At 64.9% G+C, this 12,921-nt stretch carries 1 protein-coding gene; it reads left to right on the forward strand.

The window, feature by feature from the left end:
• Positions 1 to 19: 19 nt before the first annotated feature.
• On the forward strand, positions 20 to 12,751 hold the full coding sequence (locus H3H55_RS22165; RefSeq protein WP_226800527.1) for a filamentous haemagglutinin family protein: 12,732 nt from the start codon (positions 20 to 22) through the stop codon (positions 12,749 to 12,751).
• Positions 12,752 to 12,921 lie beyond the last annotated feature (170 nt).

The raw sequence follows: 12,921 nt of genomic DNA on the forward strand, positions 1-12,921 counted from the left end.
GGTCCGGGCCGTGGCCCTGATGCTGCTGGCGGGCGTGTCCGCGCACGCGCAGGCGGCCGGCATCATGAACCTCGGCGCGGCGACCGCGCGCGCATCGGGCGGTGGTGCGGGCGGCGCCGGTGGCGCGCCGGGCATGCCGAATCTCGGCGTGTCGCCGCAGCAGGCGCAGCAGGCGAGCCAGCCGTCGATCCGCAACCTCGGTTATGCCGCGCATGCGATTGCCGCGCAGATCGCCGCGCAGCAGAACGCGGCCGCGGCGGCCGCGAAGCTGCCGTCGACCGTGCCGAATGGGCTCGCGCCGGGCGGGTTGCAGGTGGCGGCCGGCGCGACGAGCGATACCAGCAATCCCGTGTTGTGGTTCAACGCGAACGCGCCGACGCAGAACGTCGACGCGAACGGGCACGTGAACGTCGACGTCAAGCAGACCGGGCAGAACGCGGTGCTGACGTGGGAGACGATGAACGTCGGCCGGCAGACGACGCTGAACTTCGACCAGTCGGCCGGCACGCAGACGAACGGCGCGAACAACTGGGCCGTGCTGAACCGGATCAACGACCCGAGCGGGCGGCCGAGCCAGATTCTCGGCAACATCACCGCGCAAGGGGCCGTGTATGTGATCAACCGGAACGGCGTGCTGTTCGGTGCGGGGTCGCAGGTCAATGTGCATTCGCTGGTTGCGTCGTCGTTGAACCTGCTCGATATGAAGAATCAGCTCGTGCCGACGCCGGCGGGTATCGTCGCGAGCAATCAGCAGTTCTTGAGCATGCCGGCGGGGACGACGGGTGGGCTCGCTTATCCGGAGTCGGGGAGTTCGAACGGGGTGACGGGGTCGGGCAATCCGAACGAAGTGCTGGGCCTCGGCAACAAGGTGTCGCTGACTGGCGCGTATCAGGCGCCGGGCGACGTCACGATCGAGCAAGGTGCATCGATCACGACGCACACCAACGGCACGGCAAGCGATGGCGGCTTCGTGCTGGTTGCGGCGCCGAACGTGTCGAATGCGGGCAGTATCTCGGCGACGTCCGGGCAGGTCGTGCTCGCCGCGGGCGTGGGGGTCAGCCTGCGGCCCAACGCAACTGGAGCGACGGGCAATCCGCAAGTCCTGCTGCCGGAGTTGAGCGGGCAGATCGTGACGGTCGATCCGGCCACCGGCGCGTCGATCGACGTGACGCCCGCCGGCACGCTGACGAACACGGGTATCGTGCAAGCCGCGCGCGGCAACGTGAACCTGCTCGGCAGCCGCGTCGCGCAGAACGGTGTGGTCGGCGTGACGACGAGCGTGAACACGCCGGGCACGATCACGATTTCGACGGCGGACGAGTTCGCGTCGAACAATCCGCTGGGCAATCCGTATACAGGTACGACCCCGGTCACGGGCGGTACAGGTGGCGGCGACAACATCAATCGTGCCGGGTTGCTGAGCTTCGGGCCGGGATCGGTGACGACCGTGCTGCCGGACAACAACGGCCAGACCGCGACGTCGACACCCGGCACGACGTTCACGCCGGGCGGCATCACGATGACGGCCGGTTCCGTGTGGTTCCAGGGCGGCTCGCTGATCGAGGCGCCGGGCTCGAACGTGTCGGTGACGGCCTACGCACCGTCGATCGTGTCGAACAAGGTGCCGGGCCAAACCGCGGTGCCGGGCCGCATCTACGTAGATGACGGCGCGACGATCGACGTGTCGGGGCTCGCAAACGTGCAGGCGCCGATCTCGCAGACGCTCGTGACGGTCGACCGGATCGGCCAGAACGAACTGGCGGATTCGCCGCTGCTGCGCAACAGCTTCCTGTTCGGGTTGAAGGGCGTCGTCGTCGACAGCACGCTGACGGGCACGCGCAGCGACGGCGTGCAGTGGGTCGGCAGCCCGATCCTGAACCTGTCGGGTTACGTGAACCTGATTCCGCGCACCGTCGATCAACTGCTGACCAACGGCGGCACGATCACGCTGTCCGGCAACGAGGTGATGACCGCGACCGGTTCGTCGATGAACCTGAACGGCGGGTATGTGCATTACAACGGCGGGATGGTCAACACGACGCGGCTCGTCGACGCCAACGGTGCGATCGTGCCGATCGGACAGGCGAGCCCCTATGAGCGTTACGTCGGCATCGCCGGGCAGTTCGTTGAGAATCACCCGCGCTGGGGCGTGACGAAATCTTGGTTCAACCCGCTGCAGACGGGCGGCACTTACCAGTCCGACTACATCGTCGGCGGCAATGCGGGCACGCTCGACCTGTTCGCGTCGCAGGCGCTGGTGCTCGACGGCGACATCAGCGCGCAGGCGTTCGGCGGCGCGAAGCAGATGCAGGGCAACAGCCTGCCGTCGGGCGGCACGTTCAACCTCGGCGCCGATCCGAAGCTGGCCGGCGGGGTGCTGGCCGGGATGACATGGAACGTTGGCGCCAACCCGACAAGCACGTTCAACGGCATCTCGGGCTTCGCGATCCTGCAGGATGATGCGCCGCAACTCGGCGCGCTGATGCCGGGTTTCTCGATCGGTACGCCGATCGACAAGACCGCGTACCAGTCGCTGGCCGCCAACGATCCGAACAACCTGCCGACGACGCAGGTCGTGCCCGTCAAGAAGCTGAACAACGGCGGTTTCGCGAACCTGAACGTGTCGGAGGACAAGAACGCGGGCAAGGGCATCACGGTCGCACAGGGTACGCAACTGAACCTGCAGCCGGGCGGGTCGATCTCGCTCAACAGCACGGCGATCGGTGCCGACGTGAATGTCGCGGGGCGACTGTCCGCACCCTCCGGTTCGATTTCGATCACGAGCGGCGGCAATGTTGTCGTCGGGCCGCAGGGCGCGATCAGCGCGGCTGGCCAATGGGTGAACAACGACGTGCAGGCCGCGCCTGGCACGACGCCCGGCAACAGCCAGTTCATCAACGGCGGGAGCATTGCGCTGTCGGCGACGCAGGGATCGACCGTTGTGAACGGCGGCAACGTGGACACGACGGGTTCGATCCTGCTGCAACCGGGCAGTGTGCTCGATGTGTCGAGCGGCGGTGAAATGCTCGCGAACGGCCAGTTGCTGATGCAGAACGGCGTGCCGGCCGGGCGCGGGGGAAGCGTCGCGCTGCAGACGTATGCCGCTCCGCAGTCGACACAGCAGTTCGGTCATACGCGTGACAGCGGTTCGGCCTTGCCGACTTCACAACCCACGGCGGGAACGATCGCGATGGGCGGTACGATCCTGAGCGAAGGTTTCTCGGGGGGCGGCACGCTGACGCTGGAGGCGCTCGGCTTCCGGATCGGCGGAGACCGCGCGGCAGCGTCGCCATGGGACGTGTATCTGCCTGAAAACTTTTTCTCGCAACAGGGCTTCGGCAAGTACGTGCTGAACGCGTACTACGACTCGACCATCGCCCCGGGTGCAACGGTCGCATTGACGCAGTTGAATCGCATTCCGGATGCGTTGGCGCTCCAGCAGGCCGGCTCGGGGACGAATCTGTCGGCTTGCGGTCTGACGACGATCGGTCAGCTCGACTCATATCACCGGCAACCGACGAACCTCGTGTTGACGGGCGGGAACTACGGCGTGTGGCTCAGCACGCCAGACGGCCCGCCGCCGTCGTATTCGGGCGTGACGGGTGCGGTCACGCTGGCCGCGGGTGCGTCGATCAATGCGGACGCCGGTGCGAGCGTCACGCTCGCGTCGCCGAAGCAGGTGACCGTGCTCGGCGCGGTGGTCGCGCCTGGCGGGTCGATCATGCTGAGCGCCGATACCGGGACCATGACTGCCCAGCCTGGCCAACTCAATGTGTTCGCACCGAGCAACAGCCGTTCCGTCTGGCTCGGGTCCGGTGCGACGCTCGACGTGTCGGGTGTCGCGCTTGCCAATCCGCTTGCCGCGCCGGTCAAGGTCGGCGGAACGACGATCGTGCCGAATACCGGCAAGGTTCTGCCGGGCGGATCGGTGACGTTGTCGAGCGATTCGGGCTACGTGGTTGCGCAAGCCGGCTCGAAGATCGATGTGTCGGGCACATCGTCGAACTTCGACCGGTTGCAGGCGAACGGCACCTATGCGTCGCAGCCCGTGTGGAGCGATGCCGGATCGATCACGCTGTCGGCCGCATACGGTCTCTTCGCGGATGGGACTCTGGCTGGCCACGGCGGAGCGTCGCAGGCGCGCGGCGGCACCTTGTCGATCCTGCCGCATCTGAACGACGGGTCGGCCGGTGCAACGGCGCTCGTCGTACGGCAGAGCGGAACGCTCGTTCCTGCCGGGTTCGCACCCGGCCAGGATTTCTCGACCGCGATCGATCCGACCACCGGACAACCGATCGGCCAGCCGACCGGTGTGATCCAGTTTGCCGCCGATCGCCTGAACGATTCGGGAATCGCGAATCTCGTGCTGGGCGACAGTACGCCATCGACGTTCGCCGTGCCGCCGATCGCGTTCGCCGGCAACGTCAACCTGACACTCCCCGAATCCGTGACGCTGAATTCCGGCCGGATCGCGGCGATCGGGATGGATCAGCTTTCGACGCTGCTGTCGACGCCGGCCAAGCCGGCAGGCGGCAGTTCGGTGTTCGCGGACCTGCTCGCGCAACCGCCTGCCCATCCGCTCGGCACGACGGTGGTGATCAACGCGCCTTATGTCGCGCTGGTCGGTCCGACGGCGCCCGCATCGACACCTGCATTCACGCCCGTCGCGACGCGCTCCGATGCGACGTTGAACGTGAACGCGTCGTTCGTCGATCTGCGCAACCAGTTCCAGCTCAACAACTTCGGCCAGGCGAATTTCAACAGCAGCGGCGACATCCGTCTGAGCTCGACCAATCAGTCGGGCAATCTGCTTTCGCCGGGCATGCTGTATACACCCGGCAACGTGACGTTCAACGCGGCGAACCTGTATCCGGCCACCGGCAGCACGTTCATCGTCGATGCGGTCGGTCCCGTCGACCCGGTGACGGGCAAGCCCGCGCCGACTACCGTGACCTTCGGAACGACCGGCTCGTCCGGCACACCGCTGTCGGCGGGCGGCACGCTGCTCGTCGATGCAACCAACATCGTGCAGGGCGGCACCGTGCGGGCGCCGTCGGGCACGCTCGTGTTCGGTGTCGGTGACCCGACGAACGCAGCGACGCAGAAGCAGTTCGGCAATCTGCCGCTCGTTGCGACCGATTCGGTGACGTTCGCGAACGGCAGCGTAACGTCGGTTTCGAACGGCGGATCGATCATTCCTTATGGCACGACGATCGACGGCGTCGAATGGCAGTTCAATCCGCTCGCGGGCACGAGTGTGTCCGACCTGAATGCACCGCCCGCCAAGTACATCGGCGTGAACGGCACCAGTGTCGCGCTCAACAAGGGCGCGACGATCGACCTGTCCGGCGGCGGCGACCTGCAGGCAGCCGAATGGGTGCCGGGCACGGGCGGCACGCGCGACGTGCTGTCGCAATACAACGTGAGCTATGCGGGCGGCAAGGGCGCGACGGCGGTGCCGGTCAATGCGGGTGCCGGGAACGTCTACGCAATCGTGCCGGGCGCGCAATCGCCGGTTGCTGCGTACGATCCGCTGTTCGCGCAGACGGTGCAGCCGGACATCGCCAGCAACGGTACGCCGACAACGAAGACCGTGACGCTCGGCGTCGGCCAGGCCGGGATGAACGACGCGATCGGCAAGGCCGTGTACCTGTCCGGCGTGCCGGGCCTTGCGGCTGGCTATTACACGCTGCTGCCGGGCAAGTACGCGACGCTGCCGGGCGCATACCGCGTGACGGTGTCGGCGACGACCGGCAACGTCGTGCCGGGCGCATCGCAGGTGCTGCCGGACGGCACTGTCATGACGGCCGGGTACTTCGCCGATGCGGTGACGGGCGGGCGCAGCGCGACACCGACGCTGTTCAACGTGCAGTCGGGCGCGGTATGGCAGCAGTACTCGCAGTACACGCTGAAAGGCGCGAATACCTTCTTCACCGCTCAGGCCGCGAAGCAGGGCAACGTGACGCCGCCGCTGCCGGTGGACGGCGGCCAGCTCGTGCTGGCCGCGACGAAGGCGCTCACGCTCGGCGCGACGCTGAACGCGGCGGCGGGTGCGGGTGGCGCACCGGCCGAGGTCGACATCGCGTCGCAGGACATTCAGATCACCGGCAACGGCAGCGGGGTGCTGCCCGGTTATCTGCAGATCGGCGGTGATGCGCTCGATTCGCTGAACGCAGGCAGCCTGCTGATCGGCGGCACGCGTGCTGCGACGGCGAAGGGTGTGACGATCACGCCGATCGCGAACAGCGTGGTGGTGTCGAACGACGGGAACGCGTCACTGAAGGGCCCGGAAATCCTGCTCGTGACGAAGACCGATGCGAGCGGTACGGACCCGAACGCGGCGAACGGCTTGCGCGTCGACGCAGGCGCATCGATCGTGGCGGCAGGCGACTATCCGGCTGCGAAGGATCAACCGATCACGATCGCTGGCGACGGCGCGCTGCTGCGCGTGTCGAACGGCGCGATGGCGCCGCTCGCGCGCACGGGCGGCACCGGTACGGGGCTGCTGACGGTTGGCGCAGGCGCGACGCTGTCGGGTGGCCAAGCGCTGATGCTCGACTCGTCGGGCAATCTGAAGGTTGACCCGAGCGCGGTGCTGTCGGCGAAGGCGATCACGGCGGACGGTTCGGCGATCACGTTCACCAATGCGACTGGCGCGGCCGCGGCGAACCTGCCGGGCTTCGTGATCGATCAGGCGGGGCTCGCGCAGCTCGCCAACGCGGATCTCGTTTCGCTACGCAGCTACGGCGCGATGGGTTTCGTTGGCGACGTGAACGCGACGTTCGGCAAGAGCGTCGACCTGAGCGCGGGCACGTTCACGAGCGATGGCGGCCGCGTGACGCTGAACGGGCAGCAGATCGCGTTCACGAACGAGACGGGTGCGCCTAATGGCACGGTCGTGCCGGGTAACGGCACGCTGACGGTCAACGCGAAGGAGATCGACTTCGGCACGGGCACGAAGACGTTGAGCGGATTCTCGTCGGCGAACCTGACCGCGAGTGGCGGCATCGTCGGGCAAGGCACGGGGACGTTCGACTTCGGTGCGCTGCCGGTGACGCTCAATGCACCGGTGTATTTCGCCGATACGAGTTCCGCGTCGACCGTGAAGACGATCGGCGCACTGACGCTGAACGGCGCAGCGGGCACCGCGTTGACGAAAACGCCGGTGGGTGGCGCATGGCATTTCGTTGGCGGCACGCTCGCCGACAACGGCGCGACGATCGCCGCACCGGCCGGTAACGTGAGCCTCGAGGCGACCACCGGCAACCTGACGATCGGCAGTGGTTCTACGGTCAGTTCCGCGGGCGTGTCGAAGCAGTTCTTCGACGTGACGCGATACGCGCCGGCCGGTTCGATCGTCCTGACCGCCGATGCGGGGACGGTCGATGTGCAACCGGGCGCGACACTCGATTTCTCTGGCGCGAAGGGCGGCGGCGCGGCGGGCAGCCTGACGCTGTCCGCGCCGAAGCAGATCGTGAACCTCAACGGTACGATCAAGGGCGGCGCGACGAACGGCTATGCAGGCGGGTCGCTGTCGCTCGACACGGCGGGTGCAACGGATCTGGATTCGCTGGCGAAGACGCTCGCATCGAGCGGCGTGAACCAGTCGATTGCCGTTCATACGAAATCGGGCAACCTGACGCTGTCGGCCGGTAATGCGCTGACTGCGCGTTCGGTGTCGCTGACGGCCGATGGCGGCGCGGGCAATGCGTCGGATACGGCGAACGGCAACGTGAACGTGCTGGGGACGATCGATGCGTCGGGTAATGCTGGCGGGCAGATCAGCCTGTTCGGCAAGAGTGGTGTCGATATCGAGGGCTCGCTGCTCGCGAAGGCAACCAATGCAAGCCAGCGCGGCGGCAAGGTCGTGATCGGCACGAGCGCGACGTTCGATCCGACCGCGCCCGATCCGTACAACGCGACTTACGGTTACGAGAACGTGTCCGCGGCGCAGTCCGGATTGATCCGGCTCGGTTCGAACGCATCGATTGACGTGTCCGGCGGTACGCCGGGCGGCACGCTCGACGGTACGGTCAATTTCCGCGCACCGTTGTTGCGGGACGGCACGGTCAACGTCGTGCTCGATGGCGCCGGCGTGCATGGTTCGCGCAAGACGACCGTCGAAGCGTACGCGGTGTGGAGCTCGGCGGATGCGACAACCGGTTCGCAGCATTTCGACGGCCTCATCGATCCGGCCGGCTGGTACGACGGCAGCGGCCACCTGCTTGCCGGTACGTTCACGGTGCCGGGCAAAACGCCGGTCACGTACAGCTACGCGCCGGGTGGCGCGGGCGGCGGGAGGCTGACCAACAACGCGACCGGGCAGTCGACGGCGGTGACTGAGGATCAATTGCGTAACGGGATTTCCGGCAGCAGCTTTGCGGGCCTGACGGGCGCGTATTTCGCTCCGGTGACCGCGAACGCCGATCATGTCGCGTTCTATGGGTATCGGGCCAACGGCACCGGAACGTCGCCGGGCACGCTGATGGCGTTCGTCCAGCATGGTCCGGATGGTGTTGCCGGCCAGTTCGCCAATGCGTCGCTGCAGAACTTCAACGTCGTGCCGGGGATCGAGCTCGACAACCCGGGCACGGCGGTCAACGGCGGCAATATTTCGGTGGTGTCGAACTGGAACCTGGGTGCGGGGGCGCCGAACAACAGCGGCAGCATCACCCCCGATTTCCGCTATCGGTCGACGATCGCGCCGACGCTGACGTTCCGCGCGGCGAACGATTTCAATGCGTACGCAAGCATCTCGGACGGGTTCTATCAGAGCCAGGTGGCGTCGATTCTCGGCGGGTCGGGGCCTGCTACTGCGACCGGCACTTATACGGACTCAAAGCAGAAGTTCGATCAGCTTGTGTCGATTGATGACCCGACGCAGGTGACGGTGACTTTTACGAATGGAGATACGGCGAGCCTGACGTCGCTCGATCCGAATGCAACACTTGCCTCGCCGTTGTTGGGGCAGACTGCCGGCTACTACTCGGCATATCTGTCATATACCGGAGCGTGGCAAAAGGATATTGAAGCGTGGACATCACCGGACTCGGCGTCGGCTTATATCGGACACATTTTACCGGTCAAGCCGTCGGTTAAGCCCCCGCCGGCGCTTGCCAATTTTGCGACCTACACGGACTATCTGACCGCGTACTGGGGTGCAGACCTCACCGTTGCTTCTGCACCCGGCTCTTATATGAACGGGTACAACCGCGTGACGGTCACCCGTTTCGGTACCCCTGCTGCGCCGACTCCGCCGACCAGCCTCGCGGCAAACGCGCCATTGTCCGAACAGAATGCATACTTGGCCAAATACGCAAGCTACATGCTTGCTTATGCGGATTATTTTGGTAATCGGCAATCGAGCGTGATCGGGCCTCCGCGATTTGCGTACAACCTGTTCTATGCCCCAATCGCACCGGGATCGGTGCCGGATTCGGGTGTCGTCAATATCGGCGTGTTACCAGGCAATACGGCAGCAAACGTGCCGACCGCAAACAACCCGTTGCCGGTAGCATTTGCGACGTTGCTCGGTGGTGAAAGCTCCTCGTATCGGGTCGTGTCCGGCGCTGACGTGCAGAGTTCGAACCCGTTCGCGTTGCAACCCGTTTCAATGCTTACGAATGCAGGGGGTCGGCCGGCCGGTACCGGCAATGTGATGCTGAGCGGACATGCCAGCTATGTCGACAGCAACGGATTGACACTCGTCGAACCGGTGACGATCCGTACCGGTACGGGCTCGATCGACGTCGTGGCCGGCAACGACGTGTCCTTGTTCGACGCGACGAAGGTTGCCGATTCGTCCACCTTGATCATTCCTGGCGTGATCTATACGGCCGGCGCACCTGCAGCGGGAGCGCCGCCGGTCGGCGCCGCGACCGCGATTGCGCATGGAGCGGGCGGCACACAGGACGTTCTGGTCACGCCGGCAGTGAATCCCGATTCGGCGGGCGACATCACGATTCATGCCCAAGGCGACATCACCGGCATGCAGAACGTGATCGATACGACCGGAGCGGTAACGGGAGGGGCCGGAAACAGCATCAGCCAGTACTGGTGGCAGTGGATGCAGATCACTGGAGCGAAAACGTCAGACGGATTTTTTGTCCTTGCCCCGTTGACCCGGACCTCGATCGATTTCGGTGCATTCGATCAAGGCGTGATGAGCGTCGGTGGCAACGTATCGATCAGTGCCGGTGGCAATATTTCGGACCTCGCCGTGTCGTTGCCGACCACGTGGTACCTGAATGGAGGCGGCAAACCGGTCACGGTCGGCGGCGGAAATCTGACGGTGCGGGCGGGCGGGGACATTTTGAGCGGTGACTACTTCGTTGCGAAGGGAACGGGGGCGCTATCGGCTGGAGGGAGCATTGGGTCGGATATTTCTGCAACATCATGGACGGTCGGGCGAACGCCGATCGCGGTGTCTACCGTGCTTGCTACACAGGACGGGATATTCGATGTTGCCGCGCGCCAAGGTGTGGATGTCGGTGCGGTACTGAATCCGTCTTATGCGAGCAGCTATACGCCGAGCGCCGGGCAGCCGACTAGTGTCGTCAATCTTTCCAGTTACGGTCAGTATCCTGACAACCAGAGTTATTCGCCCACTTCTGCAGTCAATGTGCTATCCACGACCGGCGACGTCCGGCTCGGTACGCTCGGAGGCATGTTGACTGGTGCGAACGGCGTGCTGCCCGCTAGCGTGAATCTGACCGCGTTCAACGGAGCGATCGATATCCAATCCGGAGGGGCACTCTTTCCGTCGGCAGTGGGGCAACTGAATTTGGTCGCAGATCAGTCGGTGTACCTTTCCAACGTATCGATCACGCGAACCAACGTTGCTTTGCCCAATACGTTCGGTTTATCCGACGCCGATCCATCGCAGATGCCTTCGCCGACTAACCCGAAACTGACGGCGAATATCCCGGTGTTGACGGATACGACGCTCGCGGCACATGCGCTAAATGCACTTCACGGCGACGACATGCAGCCGGCGCGCCTTTACAGCCTGAACGGAAGCATCGTCAACGGCACTGTCGATACTCCCGGCGTGAGTGACGGTTTCTATCGGAATCTAGTCACACTTTCGATCGATAAGCCGGCGCTCGTGCAGGCCGGACAGGACATCGTGAACCTTGCGTTCTGGGGGCAAAATTTGCGCAGTTCGGACGTGACGCGAATCGTTGCCGGTCGGGACATTTTCGACACGCCGGTTCCGCTCAACGGAGGCGGCGCAGTTCCGGTTCTGTCGCTTGGTGGGCCGGGTTGGTTCGATATTCAGGCCGGACGCAATATCGGCCCGCTGACGAGCCAGGCCGAGTTGTATAACCAGAAAGCCAACACGGTTGGAATCACGCACCCGTTCACGGGCATCGACGCAGTCGGCAACGCAAACAATCCGAACCTGCCGCATGAAAGCGCGAACGTCAATGTGCTGTTTGGTGTAGGCCCAGGCGTCGATCTGCCGGGGTTCGTCTCGACCTATATCGCACCGGGCAGTTCGGTTGCCGGCGTGCCGAGCGCAACGCCTGCATTGATCGCGTTCATGGAGCAGTACGACGCGGGGCTTGGCGTCGATACGGGCTTGCAGGCGGACAAGGACGCCGCGCTGGCGAAGGTTGGACGGTTGACGGCCGACGACGCTTGGAAGCAATTCCAGGCGTTGCCGTCATACGTACAGCAGCTCTTCGCGGAAAAGGTGCTGTTCGGCGTGCTCGCGCAAGTCGGTGCCGACTTCAATGATCCGGCGAGCCGATACAGCGGCCAGTATGCGAGAGGTTATCAGGCGATTAATACGCTGTTCCCGGCTTCGTTCGGCTACACGGCGAACAATCTGGGTGGCGGTTCGAATGGCTCGAACAAGCAGGTCGCCACGGGCGATCTCGATATCCGCAGCACGACGATCCAGACGCAGCAAGGCGGCAATGTGACGATCCTCGGGCCGGGCGGGCAGGCACTCGTCGGCAGCACGACGGCGCCGCCGCAGATCGTGGACGCCAGCGGAAACGTGGTGGCAGGCCCGGGCACGATGGGGATCCTGACGCTCGAAAAAGGCAACGTCGATATCTTTACCGACCAGAGTGTGCTGCTTGCGCAGAGCCGGATCTTCACCGAGCAGGGCGGTGACATGACGATCTGGAGCTCGAACGGCGACATCAACGCGGGCAAGGGCGCAAAGACGTCGGCCGATACGCCGGCGCCGCAGTATGTATGCGATGCGAACCATTACTGTACGGTCGACTCACGCGGGCAGGTGACGGGAGCGGGTATCGCGACGCTGCAGAGCATTCCGGGGGCGCCGAAAGGCACGGTCAACCTGATCGCGCCGCGCGGGACCGTCGATGCGGGCGATGCCGGCATTCGTGCGGGCAACCTGAATGTCGCGGCATTGCGAGTGGTGAATGCGGACAACATTCAGGTGACGGGGAAGGCGACCGGCATTCCGCTCGTACAGGCGGTGAACACGGGCGCATTGACGGCTGCAAGCTCCGCGGCATCGGCGGCGAGTCAGGTCGCGCAGGACGTTGCGAGGAACAATGCGTCAGGCGTCGCACCGCGCCGCTGGACGATCAGCGTGCAGGTCGAGGGCTTCGGAGATAACGGTCCGGATGGCGGGCCGAAGCGGCGCAGGTCGGAACAGGTTGGCTACGATTCGTCGAATGCGGTTTCGCTGCTGGGGTTCGGCGCAGCGGGGCCGACGCAGAAGACGTTGCTCAGCAAGGAGGAGTTGGGGAGGCTCAACAGGTTCTGAGTGATGTTCCGAGGCGTGTCTGAGGTATGGCGAGGTTGTCCGGTACGGGTGCTGGCACGCTTCGGCATCCGCTAGCGCGCTGTATCTCATGAAATACCGTGGATCAAACGACCCGAGACTATTGATTGAAAATGTACGCTGGACCGCCTTGAGTGCTTAAGGCGGTCTAT

Source organism: Burkholderia sp. Z1 (genome assembly GCF_014893795.1).
Classification (GTDB): Bacteria; Pseudomonadota; Gammaproteobacteria; order Burkholderiales; family Burkholderiaceae; genus Burkholderia; species Burkholderia theae.

What these genes read in the sequence shown, in the direction of transcription:
- H3H55_RS22165 (WP_226800527.1), top strand. Translation starts at nt 20, where the DNA reads ATGCTGCTGGCGGGCGTGTCCGCGCACGCGCAGGCGGCCGGCATCATG.